8 protein-coding genes and 2 pseudogenes are annotated in these 17,816 nt (G+C 50.7%); all 10 read left to right on the forward strand.

The features are described 5' to 3' along the window. Window positions 1–212: 212 nt before the first annotated feature. A complete protein-coding gene (locus tag ACTWJ7_RS03190; RefSeq protein WP_024629700.1) occupies window positions 213–569 on the forward strand; it encodes a nucleotide excision repair endonuclease in 357 nt (118 codons plus the stop codon). 262 nt (window positions 570–831) lie between these two features. Then, complete coding sequence (locus ACTWJ7_RS03195; protein ID WP_079348495.1) at window positions 832–1,581, forward strand: Bax inhibitor-1/YccA family protein; 750 nt, start codon at window positions 832–834, stop codon at window positions 1,579–1,581. 280 nt (window positions 1,582–1,861) lie between these two features. Then, window positions 1,862–3,079, forward strand: coding sequence for an AraC family transcriptional regulator (locus ACTWJ7_RS03200; RefSeq protein ID WP_301880513.1), 1,218 nt, complete (start codon window positions 1,862–1,864; stop codon window positions 3,077–3,079). A 49-nt stretch (window positions 3,080–3,128) separates the two neighbouring features. Continuing rightward, window positions 3,129–4,175, forward strand: coding sequence for an ABC transporter substrate-binding protein (locus ACTWJ7_RS03205; protein WP_301880512.1), 1,047 nt, complete (start codon window positions 3,129–3,131; stop codon window positions 4,173–4,175). Window positions 4,176–4,670: 495 nt separating this feature from the next. After that, complete coding sequence (locus tag ACTWJ7_RS03210) at window positions 4,671–5,531, forward strand: alpha/beta hydrolase (protein ID WP_301880509.1); 861 nt, start codon at window positions 4,671–4,673, stop codon at window positions 5,529–5,531. 161 nt (window positions 5,532–5,692) lie between these two features. After that, on the forward strand, window positions 5,693–6,478 hold the full coding sequence (locus ACTWJ7_RS03215) for a 2,3-dihydro-2,3-dihydroxybenzoate dehydrogenase (protein WP_024629705.1): 786 nt from the start codon (window positions 5,693–5,695) through the stop codon (window positions 6,476–6,478). A gap of 23 nt (window positions 6,479–6,501) precedes the next feature. Then, a pseudogene (gene dhbC, locus ACTWJ7_RS03220) lies at window positions 6,502–7,835 on the forward strand (isochorismate synthase DhbC). A 3-nt stretch (window positions 7,836–7,838) separates the two neighbouring features. Continuing rightward, complete coding sequence (locus ACTWJ7_RS03225) at window positions 7,839–9,452, forward strand: (2,3-dihydroxybenzoyl)adenylate synthase (RefSeq protein ID WP_301880506.1); 1,614 nt, start codon at window positions 7,839–7,841, stop codon at window positions 9,450–9,452. Between the two features lie 78 nt (window positions 9,453–9,530). Next, complete coding sequence (locus ACTWJ7_RS03230; protein WP_301880505.1) at window positions 9,531–10,580, forward strand: isochorismatase family protein; 1,050 nt, start codon at window positions 9,531–9,533, stop codon at window positions 10,578–10,580. An 8-nt stretch (window positions 10,581–10,588) separates the two neighbouring features. Next, a pseudogene (locus ACTWJ7_RS03235) lies at window positions 10,589–17,813 on the forward strand (amino acid adenylation domain-containing protein). Window positions 17,814–17,816 lie beyond the last annotated feature (3 nt).

The following is a 17,816-nucleotide window of genomic DNA, read 5'->3' on the forward strand; positions in this document are numbered from 1 at the left end:
ACTGAAGTAGATATAAAGACATATGTCTTAGTGCCCAAATTCTTCCTCATACCCCTATAGTACCACTTTGAATCAGGGAAGTTAACCTTTTTTTTGAAATATTTGTCGTAATAGTTGAAAAAAGCTTGAATCTTGCTTCTTATTAATGAAATGGTTTCCCTTTATAATATATGATAGGATGTAAACCTATAGATAATGAGGAAGTGAGCCTATTGATTAATATTACTGTGCCAACACCAGATGTCACCATCACGAAGCAGGCTGATCCACAGCTTAGCCACATTTATGGATTCACCGATTTCCACCTGATCACGCGGGAAAAAGGTGGTATTTTCATGTTTTACAATGCCGCTGGTGAGTTGTTATTTGTCGGGAAAGCACGAAAGTTAAGACCGCGTATCAAAAAACATTTTGAAGATACCGTATCACCAATGAAGGCACATCGTGAGGAAGTGACCACCATCGAAGTATGCGTTATTGAAGATCCGGTGGATCGCGAAATTTACGAGACCTATATCATCAACACGATGCGTGCGAAATACAATGTAGATAAAGTACTGTACAAATAAGTATCTCGAATACACCCCAAGAGCGTTAAGATTTGAAATCAATGGATGGAATTCGCCGAAATAAAATGTGAAGCATACTCCGTAAAGTTTGGGCCATATAGCCTATACCTTGCGTCAACAGACAAGGATGTGATCTGCGGATTGCATCCCAGGTCTGCTTGAAAGATTTAGAATTTTTCTGAGATGTAATTCGTAGAATTGTCAATGTAGAACGTAGAGATGGTATTACAGGATGAACAAATACATAGAAGAGGTGATTGTTGTGATCGGTCGTAGCGGTAACCCCACACTCAAAGATAGTACGTTTGAAGACTCCAGAGGATATGGAGATGATCGCTATCAGAGTAGCATGACGATTAACGGCACGGTAAACAAGGCGTTTATTACGCTGGTGATCCTGCTGGGCAGTGCATTTGCATCCTGGATGATGTTTTTCAATGGGCAGGAAGTGCTTCCTCTTGCAATCGGAGGGGCCATTGCCGGATTCATTCTGGCTCTGATTATCTCATTTAAACCTGTGGCCGCGCCTTACCTTGTGCCAATCTATGCGGTGGCAGAAGGGATGTTCCTGGGTGCACTCTCGGCCTCGTATGAGTATTTGTATAATGGTATCACGCTGCAGGCAGCTTTGCTGACCATGGCGGTCTTTATTGCTCTGTTGATGGCATACAAGACAAGACTGATCAAAGCTACGGAGAACTTCAAGCTGGGGGTTGTGGCCGCAACCGGAGGCATCATGATCATGTATCTCCTCAGTTTCGTGCTTGGTTTCTTCGGAATAACCGTTCCCTATCTGCATGATAACAGTCTGATCGGCATCGGTATTTCTGTTGTCATCGTTATTGTGGCGGCTCTGAATCTGGTACTTGATTTTGATTTTATTGAAACTGGTGCCGACAACGGTGCTCCGAAATATATGGAGTGGTACGGTGCATTTGGATTAATGGTTACGCTGGTATGGCTGTATATTGAAATTATTCGTCTGCTCAGCAAGCTGCGGAGCCGGGATTAATTCGCTTCAAACCTTTTCAAACCTTTTCAAATCTAATCATGCAATTCGTCATCAAAAGCTAACTCGTGCTCAAACACGCAGTTAGCTTTTTCGACGTTTATTGGGAAAGTCTTAACACCGAACTGTGCACTTTCTTCCATATATGGATTGACTGAAAGGAAAAGAATGTGATATTTTAATTGATAATGATTATCATTTTCGTTAAGTTAATATGGTGCCAGCTTTATTGCACTGTACATTTCATATCAAACCGATCAAGCAGATCGAAAGGAGTGGCCTTATGTTACTGGAAAATGATTCGCAGACCTCTGCGTACTTGCCCGTTACCGGCCGCAGTCCCAAGACGGATCTTGCCAAGGTAAAAGGATATATGGACGAGCACTATGATGAACCATTGTCTATTGCGGATCTCGCCCACAAAGCCAATATCAGTGCGAAATATTTCGTGGATCTGTTCAAGAAAACCTACGGACAGAGTGCAATGGAATATCTGACTGATCTTCGCATCAATCGTGCCAAACGATATCTGAAAGAAACAGGGTACAAACTTCGTGAAATCGCGCTGAGAGTAGGCTATAGCGATGAGTATTATTTTAGCCGCAAATTTAAAAAGGAAGTGGGCGTATCTCCTTCGGATTATGCCAAAAATGCAAGAAAACGCATCGCCACCTGCTCCTCCAGCATCATTGGACAGCTACTGGCGCTTAATGTCATGCCTGTCGCTGCGCCGATCGATCCCAAATGGACCGCTTATTATTATAACGCGCACCGTACCGAGATTCAGTCACACTTGAGACTGACAGACCCGTATACCAGTTTGAGATTTGAAGCCAACGTGGAAAGACTGATTCATATCCGGCCGGACGCTGTTGTGGGTACGGATCAGATCAGTGATCAGGATCAGGCCAAGCTGGCCGAGATTGCACCTTGTTGTTTTGTACCGAAGTATCACTTGGATTGGCGTGCGCAGTTACGTATGATCGCTGCTTTTTTGGAGCGGGAAGAACAGGCAGAGCAGTGGATTAGTGTATACAATCAGCGAGTTGAGAAGGCACGGAATTCCGTGCAGCAGAAGGTGGGCAGGGAGAAGGTCATCGTTGTCCGGGTGTATGGTCAGCACCTTTATCTGTATCGGAATCCGGGCATTGAAGAGGTCTTGTACAATAATGGTTTACAACTGGAAACCTACCCCGATGTTCAGACCAATACACCGTTAACGTTGGAACAATTGGCTACCCTAAATCCGGATCGAATTCTCGTTATGGTGTGCCCTGAGGCCGCTTCGCGAGCATACTGGCTCAGTCTGCAGCATTCACCCGTATGGCGTCAGCTTAAGGCAGTAAGGCAATATCAGATCCATCTGATTACAGGTGATCCCTGGTTTGATTACTCTGCCGTAGGTGTGATGCGCATGCTGGATGAAGCTTTGCTGATTTTCACGGGATATTGTCCAAATGTATATCTGGATAACGTCCATGGTGATTCCCGGGCTACATGACATATAATCCATCTATCTAAATGAGAATGTTTATCAAGGGGGATATGTCATGTTTAAACAGAAAAAAGATAACGGACTCTGTTCCGTTCGTCCATTTCGTAGCGCCGGTATCTCGGCCATGCTCGTACTGATATTGATTACGGGTCTGCTGTCTGCCTGTGGCTCCGCATCAGAAAATGCGGGAGAAGCACAGAAAGAGCAGGCAACGACGGAGTCATCGACCACAGCATCATCTGGAACGTCTGTGGCAGAAGAGGCACAGGTAGAAACCACAGGTGAACGAACGGTAAAAGACGATCTGGGACATGATGTCATCGTTCCTGAGCATGCAGAGCGTGTCTTTGCACCGTATCTGGAAGACTCTCTGTTGACACTGGGTGTCAAGCCGGTAGCCCAATGGGCAAGCGGAACGCAAGGGCATGTTTATCTCCAGGATCAACTGAGCGGCATACCAACCCTCGATTTCTCCAGTGGGCTGCCTTCTCCAGAAGCGCTGATGGCGTATAATCCGGATTTCATTATTTTACACACGGCCCAATATGCCGAGAACGGTGTATATGAGAGTTATTCCAAAATTGCACCAACCTACGTATTTACGAATGCTTCGGGTGATGTAGAGAAGTCTTTGCAGGTAATCGGCGATTTGCTGGGCAAAACGGCTGAGGCTGAAAAAGCCATCGAGACGTACCATGCAAAGGTAGATGACGCGAAAGCCAAGCTCGCAAAAGTGACCGAGGGCAAGAAAGCAGCCATTATTCGTTTTGCTCCTCGGGGGATCAGCATGATGGGCGGTAACTATTTCAGCGGTTATGTGGTTTATCAGCAATTGGGACTTGGCAAGCCCGCACTGGTGCAAACGGAGAACAGCGCAACGGTATCTACCGAGGTACTGCCTGAGATTGATGCCGACTTTATTTTCACCGTGGAACAGGGTCCAGGGAGCATGAAGGAAATGACGGATACCAAAGTATGGAATAGCATGCCTGCAGTTAAAGCTGGACATGTGTACGCCGTGGAGCCAGCTCCGTGGCTGGGCGGTGGATTGATTGCTTATGGTCATGTCATTGACGATACGCTGAAGGCGTTAACGCAATAATTGAGGAAATTCATCCATATGTATTGATCGTAATATGAGAACTGTAGCTCCCCGCGGAGTACCAGAAACCGGACAAATTCCAGCGTTTCAGGTGCTCCGTGAGGGAGTTTTTTTTATTTTTAATTTCACGGGTAACCAAGTCAGTTACAGAAATGTGGAAATATGGAGATAATCAAAAACATTTCTGGATATCGTCCATGGGACAGCCGGATCGACTCTTCTATAATTGGTAATGAGAATCAATCTCAAACATTTCAATAATATTATTAAACATAACAGTATAAGTTGAGTTTATGAACTACACAGAAACGGAGAAGTCAGAAAAAACCTGGAGAAGCGAAGCGTTCGCCTTTATCTCTGGATTTCTCCCTTTATAAGAGGGGATAGAGGAAATCTGGAGATAACAGCGATTGGAAGGTTATTCTGACGGCGGAGTGTATGTGTAGTTCAGTATTCAACTTATATACGCAGAACAACGAGGAGGAACCATCCGTAATGACGTTTCAGCCCAATCAACCCGCATCTCGTACCCTTGAACATATCGCACGCAGTACCGTACAGATTCCACGTGCCGAACAGTGGACCATGAAATCACGCAACGGCAATCATGCCTATCAGATTATGGTGTTCCAACCGGCAGAAGCGCCACCGCCTTCGGGATATCCGGTGATCTATCTGCTGGATGCCAACTCTGTGTTTGGAACGATGGTGGAAGCCGTTCGTGTACAGGGCCGCAGACCGGAGAAGACCGGAGCACTTCCGGCCATTGTTGTTGGCATTGGCTATCCAACGTCGGGCCCTTTTTCACCGCACCGATATTATGACTTTACCCCGCAGGCCACAACGGAATATACCCAGAAGTCGGATGGAACACCTTTACCGGAACAGGGTGGGGCGGATGAGTTCTTGCAGTTTATTGAAGAAGAACTGAAGCCGGATATGGAACAGCAGTTCCGGATCGATCGGAACAGACAGGCCATTTTTGGACATTCTCTTGGTGGATTGTTCGTGCTGCACACGCTTTTCAAAAAACCGGAAGCCTTCCGCTATTACATTGCGGGCAGCCCGTCACTTCACTGGAATCAGACCGTCATGCAGGCAGAGGAACAGGAATTTGTCGCAAAGTTGGAGCAGCATCCCGTGAACGTCAAGGTGTGGATTGGTATGGGTGAACAGGAGAAGACGCATCCTGCGCGCAACAATGATAAGGCTTCGAGTCTTACAGAACGGTTATCCGCGCTGAAGAAGCCGGGTCTTGATATTAAATATACCGAGTTCGAAGAAGAAAACCATGTATCGGTACTGCCGTTTCTGATTAGTCGGACGATGCGGTTTGCCTGCAGCCCGGAGTCGTAGGAGGAAAGAGCCGACAGCAATTTCAATCAGGGGTCTGGGGAGATTGGGCGAGAGACAGATGGATAGAAATGTTACAAATTCACGGATAATCCAATTGGGTTCAGCAGGATAACATATCTCTCCAACAGGGGAGGGAGCAGTAATGCAAGGGAGGAACAGGAGTGAGTTACACAGGAATTCATGGAAAAGTGGCCGTGGTCACCGGTGCTGCGCAAGGGATCGGTGAAGCCGTGACGAGATTGCTTGCCCAGCAGGGGGCTATTGTTGCTGCTGTTGATATACGTGAAGATCAGTTGGACCAGTTGGTCACGGAACTGCGAAATCAGGGACATCAGGCAGCAGCCTGTCCTGTTGATATATCCAATCATCAATCCGTCGAAGATGCAGTGCAGCGTATTGAGGAGACATTAGGTCCCATTGGCATTCTGGTGAATGCAGCGGGTGTACTGTACACGGGAGCAGTGAGTGAACTCCGTGATGAAGAATGGACAAGGACTTTTGACGTGAATACGCATGGTGTATTTTACATGTCACGTGCTGTGGTACGAAACATGGCCGAACGTCAATCGGGAGCGATCGTTACTGTAGGTTCTAACGCTTCAGGTGTGCCCCGGATGCACATGTCCGCCTACGTAGCCTCCAAAGCAGCTTCAACCATGTTCACCAAATGTCTGGCGCTTGAATACGCCTCAGACCATATCCGCTGTAATATCGTATCTCCAGGTTCCACGGATACGGATATGCAGCGTGCATTGTGGGCGGATGAACAGGGAGCAGAGGCAGTTATCGCGGGTTCCCCACAGGCATACCGTTTGGGCATTCCTCTGAACAGACTGGCGTTGCCGTCGGATATCGCGGATAGTGTGCTTTTTTTGGTATCGGATCAGGCCAGACATATTACGATGCATAACTTGTGTGTGGACGGAGGCGCCACGTTAGGTGCCTGAATCAAGATAAGGAGATGATAATCATGTCAAAAGCGGGTACGGTTGCTGCAACTTCCGCCTTACACCTTCTGGAACAATATCGGGAGGGGACGTCCTTTTCTGGTCTTCACCGCAACATACCCTGTTAGCTCAAGGGGAACAGATTCGATGGTCTGCCGTGGAGGTATCGGAGGCGAATACACGGGATTCCACGGGCGCGGTAAGTGTTACCGAACAAAAGCGTAATGAAGAAACGCAGCTTTTTATTAAACGGATGGAACAGCTGATGGAGAAGGCAAGAGCCTTGGGCCAAACGAAACCGATTGTGGTCGGCGCCATTCCATTTGATCCCATTCATTCTTCTGCGGAGCTATTCGTACCAGAAACGGTACAATGGGCTGAACCTTTATCTCCGGATTCGAGGGCATTGGTGGAGAAGCACCCGGCCGCAGTGGGTTGTGAGGTGTGTGAAGTGCCTGCCGGAGCAGTATATCAACAAAGCGTAAACAACGTTTTGGTTAACCTGAATCAAGGCATTCTCCACAAAGTTGTGTTATCCCGTACACTGCATGTGACTTCACAGAGCTTTGTAGACACACATCAATTACTCCGTAATTTGTTCAGGGATAACACACACGGATATACATTTGCTGTTCCGATGACGAAGCTCTCTCAATCGAAAGTTAACATAACAACGGATAAACGCACTAGTATTGAGGCCGGAAAAGAAACCCATCGGACATATATCGGAGCAAGTCCCGAATTACTGGTTACACGAAAAGGATCCAAAGTGAGAGCCAATCCACTTGCCGGGTCTGCTGCCCGGAGTGAGGATCCTGCGGAGGACCGCCGCCGTGCAGAAGCGCTGCTGGCTTCAGCCAAAGATCGCCATGAACATGCCGTAGTCATCGAGGCTGTGGCAGAGGCACTGCGTCCGCTGTGCAAGCAGCTATCAGTCCCGGTAGAACCTTCCTTAATCCAGACACGGACCATGTGGCACTTATCTACGGAAATTCATGGGGAGCTTGCTGATGTAAACACATCATCACTGGAAGTTGCGTTTGCTCTTCATCCTACACCAGCAATATGTGGAACGCCTGTACAGGCGGCTCGGGGAGCCATTAGGGAACAGGAGCCATTCGAACGGGGATTATTCACTGGTATGGTGGGCTGGTGTGACAGTGACGGTGACGGCGAGTGGGCTGTAACGATCCGATGTGCGGAAGTGGAGGGCAAAATACTTAAACTGTTTGCTGGAGCGGGGATTGTAGCAGGTTCTACAGCAGAAGCGGAGCTAGCAGAGACCTCAGCGAAGTTCAGAACAATGCTGCTCGCCATGGGTTTGGATTCAACTGTGTCCAGTATGAAGGAGGAATGAGTGATGCTGTCAGGATTTCAGGCCTGGCCTGAGGAAGTTGCCGACCGATATCGTCAGGAGGGCTGTTGGGAAGGAATTACGTTTGGAGAAATGCTCCGCCAGCGTGCTGATCTATATGGCAATCGGGTAGCCATTATCAGCGGAGAACAGCAATTAACCTATGCGGAGCTGAACGACCGGGTGGATCGTCTGGCCGCCGGTTTATATGCCAAGGGAATACGGCAGCATGATCGGGTGATTATCCAGCTGCCCAATATCACGGCGTTTATCGAGGTATGTTTTGCTTTATTCCGCATCGGTGCACTGCCTGTATACGCATTACCCTTGCACCGGAAGAGCGAAATCACGTATTTTGCCCGGTTCTCTGAGGCCGTAGCTTATGTAATACCTGATCAGGATGGCGGATTTGATTACCGTACGCTGGCAGAAGAGGTCCAGGCAGAAGTTCCCGGACTTCAGCAAGTATTCGTGGCGGGAGAAGCGGGGCGGTTCACGGCTCTGGAAGATGTCTATGCAGACCCGATTAAACTGCCGGATGAGCCGGTTTCTTCCGACGTTGCTTTTCTACAGTTGTCTGGTGGAAGTACCGGGCTGTCCAAAATGATTCCCCGCACCCATGATGACTACATCTACAGTTTGCGGAGAAGTGTGGAGGTCTGCGGGCTCAGCCCGGAGAGTGTCTATCTGGCGGTACTGCCTATAGCACATAACTATCCGATGAGCTCACCAGGCTTTCTGGGTACGTTGTATGCGGGCGGAGCAATTGTACTGTCACGAGGATCAAGCCCGGATGAAGCCTTTCCGCTCATTCTGCGCCATCAGGTGACCATCACGGCTCTTGTACCACCGCTTGCGCTCATCTGGTTGAACGCGGCGGCTACCCGGGGTGTTAACCTTCCATCACTTAAGGTACTTCAAGTTGGCGGAGCCAAATTCAGTGCCGAGGTGGCTGCACGTGTCCAACCCGTCCTGGGCTGTACCTTGCAGCAGGTGTTCGGCATGGCGGAGGGTCTGGTGAATTACACCCGTCTGGATGATCCGTTGGATGTCATTGTTAACACTCAGGGCAAGCCGATGTCTCCGTATGACGAAGTGCGAATCGTGGATGACGAGGATGTTGAGGTGGAACAGGGGCAATCGGGACATTTACTGACGCGAGGTCCTTACACGATTCGTGGTTATTACAAGGCCGAAGAGCATAACGCCAGATCGTTTACCACGGACGGTTTCTATCGTACCGGAGATATTGCGAGTCTTACGGCGGATGGATACCTCGTTGTGGAAGGACGGGCGAAGGATCAGATTAACCGCGGTGGTGACAAAGTGGCTGCCGAGGAAGTGGAAAATCATTTGCTGGCCCATCCTGCCGTACATGATGCCGCGTTAGTATCCATGCCGGATGAATATCTGGGTGAGCGTTCCTGTGCATTTATCGTGCCGAGCGGTGAAGCTCCGTCAGCTGCCGAAGTCAAATCTTTTCTGCGTAATCGGGGCCTGGCGAGCTATAAAATACCGGATCGGATTGAGTTTGTACAGTCTTTTCCCAAAACTCAAGTTGGCAAGGTCAGCAAAAAAGCGCTGCGCGAGATGATTACAACTAAAGAGCCCATATCCTGATCGTGATTTCTTATAGATAACATTGCAGCACAACGATGAACATGATTGTAATAAATAAAGCTGAAAAGAGGGATATTCATGGCACTTCCAAAGATTCAACCCTATGCAATGCCTGTAGAGTCGGAGCTTCCCGTCAACAAGGTAACGTGGACGCCGGATACGAAGCGCTCGGTACTCCTGATTCACGATATGCAGCAATATTTTATGAACGCTTTTACGGCAGGGCATTCCCCTGTGGTGGAGCTGATCGATCATATTTCACAACTTCGTTCGAAGTGTCATGAGCTTGGCATTCCGGTGGTCTACTCCGCACAACCGGGTGGACAGACACCGGAGCAGCGCGGACTACAGCTGGATTTTTGGGGTGAGGGGATTGATGGAGGACCTGTGCAAAAAGAAATCATTGAAGCACTCACACCCGCTCCGCAAGATACCTTCATGACCAAATGGCGATACAGCGCCTTCCAAAAGACAGAATTGTTTGAACTGATGCAGCAGCATGGTCGCGATCAATTGATCGTCTGCGGCATTTATGCTCATATCGGATGCCTGATGACCTCTTGCGAAGCCTTTATGAGAGATATTCAGGCGTTTCTGGTTGCGGATGCAGTGGCCGATTTTTCGGCGGAAAAACATCGCATGGCTCTGACGTATGCATCAGAACGGTGCGCGGTGACACTGACAACCGGGCGTCTGCTTGAATCGCTAAATGCTTCTGCCACAAGCGGAATTGGAGGAGCAGTAACGTCCGAGGCAGGTGAGCAAGGTGAACAATCCACTGCTACACCCGCTCATGTGGCTGTTTCAGAGACTGAGCAGCAAAAGGCATCCGCAACCGAGAAGCCCCAGAATGGTCGTGATGGCGTGAACCAAGTGACGCTGGAAGCATTGAGAAATCAGGTCGGAGAGATGCTGCAGGAGCTGCCTGCGAATATTGGGGAGCATGATGACCTGATTCAGAACTGGGGAATGGATTCCATTCGTATTATGAGTCTGGCTGAGCGCTTTCGTGTGGAAGGAGCGGGGGTAACTTTTGTGGATCTGGCGGAGCTGCCTACATTGGCTGCATGGGCAGCGTTGCTGGATAAGGCCTATACGAAAGTGCTCCCGAACGGAGACTACTTTTGAGCGGGGTCGTGCATACGTCGCATAGTCGGAACACGGCTTGGCCCCTGTCTTCTGCCCAGTCCGGTATCTGGTTCGCTCAGCAGTTGAATCCGGACAATCCGATGTACAATACCGCCGAGTATGTGGTCATTCAGGGCAACGTAGACGCCAGACGATTCGAAGAGAGTGTGCGACAGACCGTTTCGGAAGCAGAATCGCTGAATATGGTTTATGGCGAAAATGACCAAGGTCCGTGGCAGTCTGTGAACAGCAAAAATGATCATTGGGCATTCCATGTCCTCGACGTGAGCAAGGAAGCGGAGCCCCATGCAGCAGCACTGGCTTGGATGAAAGGGATCTGGCCCATCCCGTCAACCTGGCGACAGGCCCACTTTTCACGGAGGCATTGTTCCAGGTGAGCCATGAGTGTTATTACTGGTACCAGCGTATTCATCATATTGCGATTGATGGATATGGCGTTTCGCTGATTACCCGCAGGGTAGCCAGCCTATACTCCGCAAGTATAAGAGGAGAAGCAGCAGATCAAGCACAGCAAGCAGCGTCGTTCGGCTCGTTGACGGCCGTACTTCAGGAAGACGAGGCTTATCATCCCTCAGTAGACAAAGAGCAGGATCGCCAGTTTTGGATGGATCGATATGCCGATGAACCGGATGTTGTCAGTCTGGGGAACGGGCGCCGCGAACATCTACCTACTTCCTGAGACAGAGCGGTCTGCTTACACAGCCGCAGCGCGAGCAAATGCAGGCGGCAGCGGCAAGGTTCGGTGTGACCTGGCCGGATCTGTTCATAGCGGCAACTGCCATCTACGTACACCGGATGACAGGAGCGACCGATGTTGTGCTGGCTCTGCCCGTGATGTGCCGTTTGGGATCAACATCCCTGCGGGTTCCGGGTATGGTCATGAACGTGCTTCCCCTGCGTCTCCACGTGGAGTCGGCTATGAACGTGTCAGAGCTGCTGAAACAGGTTGTGCAGGAGATTCGGGCGGTACGCAAGCATCAGCGTTATCGGCATCAAGATCTGCGGCGTGATCTCAAGCTGCTTGGAGAGAATCGTCGACTGTTCGGACCCATGATTAATGTGATGCCATTCCACCATGAATTGAACTTTGCGGGGCAGAGCGGCATGATTCACAACCTGTCCACTGGTCCGGTGGACGATCTGTCCATTCATGTCGTGGACCAGGGGCATGGTCATGGGTTGAGTATTGATTTTGATGCTAATCCGTCCATCTACAGTGATTCCGAACTGCTGAACCATCAGTTGCGTTATATGCAGCTTCTAAACCAGGTGATGCAGGAAGGGATGGAGACGGAAACGGTTGGAAATCTTGAAGTGCTGCTCCCTGCCGAACGTGAGCGAGTGTTGGTTACATGGAATGGAAAAGGAGAGGTGACGGGCGGCAGCAATTCGGCAGCACTGTTTGAACAGCAGGTCCGCCGCACCCCTTCAGCAACGGCACTGACATTCGAAGGGGAATCCCTGACGTATGCGGAGCTGAATGAACGGGCGAATCAGTTGGCTCATGAATTGATACAACGATATCAGGCAGGGCCGGAACAGATGATAGCCATCGCTCTGCCACGTTCACTGGAAGTGATCATTGCGATTGTGGCTATCCACAAAACGGGGGCCGCCTATCTGCCACTTGACCCTGACTATCCCGAGGAGCGCCTGATTTACATGTTGGAGGATGCCAAGCCTGCTTGTGTAGTGACGGTGATGAACCAGGCTTCCAATCTGCCGACCATGAACAGTGTGCCGATTATGGTAATGGATGAATCGAGTACGGCTATGTCAGTGAGCCGCCAGCCTGGAAGTAATCCCGAAGCTGATGACCTTACAAGTGAAGCTTCTCTGCTCAATCCTTCATATATTATCTACACCTCAGGTTCCACGGGTAAACCCAAAGGTGTAGCCGTAACCCATTTGGGGCTGGCAAATCTGCTTGAGGATATGAAGACGAGATTACAAGTTGGTCCACAGGATCACTGGCTGTCGGTGACCACGATTGCTTTTGACATATCCGTACTGGAAGTATTCCTGCCACTCACGACGGGTGCGAGGCTGGATATTGCACGTAAAGAGACCATTCTTGATCCGGCAGCCCTGGCTGCGAAGATGAGGGAGCAGGGGACAACCATCATGCAGGCTACGCCTACGTTATGGCAGTCCTTGGTGACGAGCCGCCCGGGCCAATTCGATGGACTAACCGTGATTACTGGAGGAGAGGCACTGACGGAGGAACTGAAGCTTTCTTTGCAGGAGCTGGGGTGTCACGTCAATAACCAGTACGGTCCGACCGAGACGACCATCTATTCCACGGCTGCATCACTGGAGACAGGGGCGACGGGGAAACCGTCGATTGGTGGGCCGGTTCGCAACACGCAGCTATATGTGCTGGATCAAGGCCTGAAGCCAGTCCCTCCGGGTGTAGCAGGGGAATTGTACATCGCAGGCGAGGGGCTTGCGCGCGGGTATCTGGGCAGACCTGATCTGACCGCAGAACGCTTTGTAGCCAATCCTTTCGGTCAGCCAGGCAGTCGGATGTACCGTACAGGGGATTTGGCGAAATGGCTGCCGGATGGTTCCATCGATTATTTGGGTCGTGCAGATCACCAGATCAAAATTAGAGGCTTCCGGATTGAACTGGGTGAAATTGAATCAGTAATCTCCAGATATCCTGGTGTAGCTCAGGTCACGGTCATGGCTCGAGAAGATCAACCGGGAAACCAGCGACTGGCAGCGTATGTAGTGGCTGAGTCTGAACAGGAGAATCGTATGGATCTGGCAGAACTAAGAGCATTCGTGGCTGATGCATTGCCGGATTACATGGTGCCTTCTGCATTCATGCTGCTGCCCGAGATGCCGCTGACACCGAATAAAAAGATCGATCGCAAACGGCTTCCGGTGCCTACTTTGATGTCAAATGCCAATGGACGGGAGGCGCGCACACCACAGGAGGAAATTCTGTGCAGTCTGTTCGCTGAGATTCTGGGTGTTGGTCGCGTGGGCATTGACGATGATTTCTTTGAACTGGGTGGACACTCCCTGCTGGCCGGGCGAATTACAGCACGTATCCGTGATGTGTTTGGTACAGATCTGACCATTGGCAGTGTATTTGAAGCTCCAACGGCAGCAGGACTGGCCAAACGATTGGATCAGGCGAAATCGGTGAGACCTGTTATTCAGCCTGTTCCACGTCAGGATGAGCTTCCGCTTTCCTTTGCCCAGCGGAGATTGTGGTTCATGTATTGTCTGGAAGGCGCCAATCCGACGTATAATATTCCGCTGGTTGCCCGGTTGGCCGGGAAGCTGGATGCGGATGCACTGGAGAACGCCCTGCAGGATATTGTAGACCGTCATGAAACATTACGAACGCTGTATCCGCCTGAAATGGGCTCTGCGAGCCAGCATATTCTGAATGCCGCTGACATCAAAGTGAAATTGAATGTAACCGCTGCTGCCGAGCAGGAGCTTCCCGAGCTTCTGACAGAAGCTTCACGCTACAGCTTCCAGCTCTCCACTGAACCGGGCATCCGTGCCGAGTTGTTCAGAACCAGCATGGATGAGCATGTGCTGTTATTGCTGCTCCATCATATTGCCGGGGATGGATGGTCATTGTCGCCGCTCATCCGCGATCTGTCGGAGGCTTATACGGCACGCCTACAGGGTTCTGCTCCTGCTTGGGAGCCGCTTCGGATTCAATATGCGGACTATGCGGTATGGCAGGAGAGATTGCTGGGGGATGAGAGGCAGCAGGACAGTCTGATTGCCAGACAGATGGAATTCTGGACTAACCAGCTGACCCATTTACCGGAGCAGGTTACGTTCCCTACTGACTACGCCCGTCCAGTCGTGTCCAGTTACCGCGGCGGGTCAGTTCCTTTTACGATCAGTCAACGTCTGCATGAGCAATTGATGGTAACCGCACGTGAGAATAAAGTCAGCCTGTTCATGGTGCTGCACTCGGCACTGTCCTTGCTGCTTACCCGAATGGGAGCAGGAACGGATATCGCGATCGGAACGCCGATTGCCGGACGGAGTGATGATGCGTTAGATGAAGTCGTGGGCATGTTCATTAACACCCTTGTGCTGCGTACCGACACTTCAGGTGATCCAACATTCCGCGAACTGCTGGCCCGTGTGCGGGAGGTCGATCTGGCTGCATATGAACATCAGGATCTGCCCTTTGAACGATTGGTTGAAGTGTTGAATCCGCCTCGATCCCGTTCCAAACATCCACTCTTCCAAGTGATGCTTGTGCTGCAAAATACACCGGATATTCGTCTTGATCTGCCGGGTGTTACGGCGGAACCCCGCATGCATGGTGTGGGTTCATCCAAATTTGATCTGACGCTTGAGCTGACAGAGCAGCGTGAGCATAACGGATCTCCAGGCGGAATTGAAGGGGTGCTGGAATATAGTGCGGACCTCTTCCGTGAATCTACTGCAGGCGAACTCGTGGTCCGATTGATGCAGGTGCTCGAGGATGCTGTGCAGCAGATGGATGAACCGATCAGCAGATTCCATGTCGTGACTCCGACAGAGCAGGCGCAGCTTGAACAAGAATGGTCCTTTAAGCTAAGTGAAGATGCGCATTTAACAATAGCGGAGCGCTTTGAAATACAAGCGGCAGCTCATCCGGAAGTGACTGCCTTGACCTACGAGGATATCACTTTGAATTACAGGGAACTGAATGCAAGAGCCAATCAGCTTGCCAGATTACTGATTGCCCAAGGTGTGCGACCGGAACAAATGGTAGCGCTAGCCTTGCCTCGCTCTGTAGAGATGGTTGTAGGTATTCTCGCTGTGCTAAAAGCAGGAGCTGCCTATCTGCCGCTGGACCCCAATTATCCGGCAGACCGATTGACACATATGCTGACAGACGCAGCACCGAAAGTGATGGTAACGAGTACAGAGGTATACGCCTTGCTTCCGCAGGTAGCGGAAATTCAGTGTGTTAATTTGGACGATCCGCATACCCTGCAGCAATTGGGGATGATGGATGATCGAAACCCTGCGGATAGTGAACGCAATGGACGTGTAACAGCTCTGAGTCCGGCTTACATGATCTATACCTCGGGTTCGACAGGCAAGCCCAAAGGGGTTGTTATTCCGAATGCTAATGTCATCCGTTTGTTGGATGCTACGCAGCACTGGTTCCATTTTGACGCGAGTGATGTGTGGACCTTGTTCCATTCCTATGCTTTTGATTTCTCGGTCTGGGAAATCTGGGGACCACTGCTGCATGGAGGACGGCTGGTTGTTGTTCCTCATGAGATCAGCCGTTCACCGGGAGCGTTTCTGCAATTGCTCGCTGAGCAAAAGGTAACTGTATTGAACCAGACGCCATCCGCGTTCTACCAACTTATGCAGGCTGATCGTGAAAATCCGTCATGGGGGCAGCAGCTTGCACTCCGTTATGTGATTTTTGGAGGAGAAGCTCTGGAGCTTGGCCGTTTGGATGACTGGTATGAACGCCATGCTGATGATGCGCCAAAACTCATCAATATGTATGGCATCACCGAGACGACGGTTCATGTCAGCTACCAGGAACTGCATGCTGGCAGTTCTACGGAAGGAGCGAGCAGTTGGATTGGGTGCGCCATACCGGATCTTCGGGTATACGTTCTGGATGATCACCTGAAGCCAGTACCGACAGGAGTAACCGGAGAGATGTATGTAGCCGGAGCGGGGTTGGCCCGTGGTTATTGGAATCGGCCTGATCTTACAGCTGAGCGGTTCGTTGCTGATCCATATGGCCCGACAGGCACTCGTATGTACCGGACAGGAGATTTGGCGAAGCGTCTGCATGATGGCTCGCTCGATTATTTAGGCCGGGCGGATCAGCAGGTGAAAATACGAGGATTCCGTATTGAGCTTGGCGAGATTGAAGCAGTGCTAGCAAGGCATTCAAGCGTGGCTCAGGCTGCTGTAATTGTCCGTGAGGACCAGCCGGGGGATAAGCGCCTTGTAGCATATATCGTTCCGGCTTCGGATACTGGAATGGTACCAGAATCAGCTGCTTTGCGTCGTCATGCGTCGGCCAGCCTTCCGGATTATATGGTTCCATCTGCGGTTGTGGTGATGGAGATTCTGCCACTAACACCTAATGGCAAGCTGGATCGCAAGGCACTTCCTACACCGGAGATGCAATTAACGACAGGTGGCCGAGCGCCTCGCAGCCCGCAGGAGGAGATCCTCTGTGATTTGTTTGCCGAAGTATTGGGGATGCGGAGTGTGAACATCGACGACAGTTTCTTCGAACTGGGTGGGCATTCGCTGCTCGCTGTGCGCCTGATGAGTCGCATCCGTGAGGCTATGGGCCGGGAGCCGGGCATTGGCATTTTGTTCGAGACAGCAACTGTAGCGGGACTGGCGGAGCGATTGGAGATGGATTCGGATTCCGGGAAAAACTCGCTTCAGGTGTTATTGCCGCTCAGAACACATGGGGAGCATCTGCCTATATTCTGTGTTCATCCAGCAGGAGGGCTTAGCTGGTGTTATGCCGGTCTGATGAAACATCTGGGCATGGATTATCCGCTCTATGGATTACAGGCCAGAGGCATTGCCGAGGTTGAGGAGCTTCCAGCCACACTGGAAGATATGACGGCAGATTACATCCGTCATATCCGCTTGGTACAGCCTGAAGGACCTTACCGTCTGCTGGGCTGGTCTCTTGGTGGCAACGTTGCACAGGCTATGGCAGTGCAGCTGCAATCCGAAGGCGAGGAAGTAGAGTTTCTCGCCATGCTGGATGCGTATCCGAGTCATTATCTGCCGATTCGTGGAGAGCCGGATGAGGAAGAAGCATTAACCGCACTGCTTGCACTGGGTGGTTATGATCCGGACAGTATTGGGGATGGTCCGCTGGATATGGCAACAGCTATGCGCATACTGCGCAGTGAGGGCAGTGCGCTGGCGAGTCTGGATGAAGAGACGATCATGAAGCTGCGGAGGACCTATGAAAATTCCGTACGGATCTTGGGGGCCTACACGCCATCCCGATTCGAGGGCGATCTGATCTTCTTCCGTTCCACCATTATTCCTGATTGGTTCGACCCGATTGAACCGGAGATGTGGAATGCGTACATCGGAGGCCAGTTAGAGCGTCATGATATCGCTTGCCGTCACAAGGACCTTTGCCAGCCTGGGCCGCTGGAGGAAATCTGCCGAACCCTAGCTGCCAAGCTGGAGGAGCTGAACAAGCGTATTATCCAACATAAATAGGAG

Origin of the sequence: Paenibacillus sp. 1A_MP2, assembly GCF_052244825.1 — a bacterium.
GTDB lineage: Bacteria > Bacillota > Bacilli > Paenibacillales > Paenibacillaceae > Paenibacillus > Paenibacillus vandeheii.

Excerpts from the sequence above, each read along its gene's own strand:
- ACTWJ7_RS03200 (WP_301880513.1), top strand. The coding sequence starts at position 1,862 with ATGTTACTGGAAAATGATTCGCAGACCTCTGCGTACTTGCCCGTTACC.
- ACTWJ7_RS03205 (WP_301880512.1), top strand. The coding sequence starts at position 3,129 with ATGTTTAAACAGAAAAAAGATAACGGACTCTGTTCCGTTCGTCCATTT.
- ACTWJ7_RS03210 (WP_301880509.1), top strand. The coding sequence starts at position 4,671 with ATGACGTTTCAGCCCAATCAACCCGCATCTCGTACCCTTGAACATATC.
- ACTWJ7_RS03225 (WP_301880506.1), top strand. The coding sequence starts at position 7,839 with ATGCTGTCAGGATTTCAGGCCTGGCCTGAGGAAGTTGCCGACCGATAT.
- ACTWJ7_RS03230 (WP_301880505.1), top strand. The coding sequence starts at position 9,531 with ATGGCACTTCCAAAGATTCAACCCTATGCAATGCCTGTAGAGTCGGAG.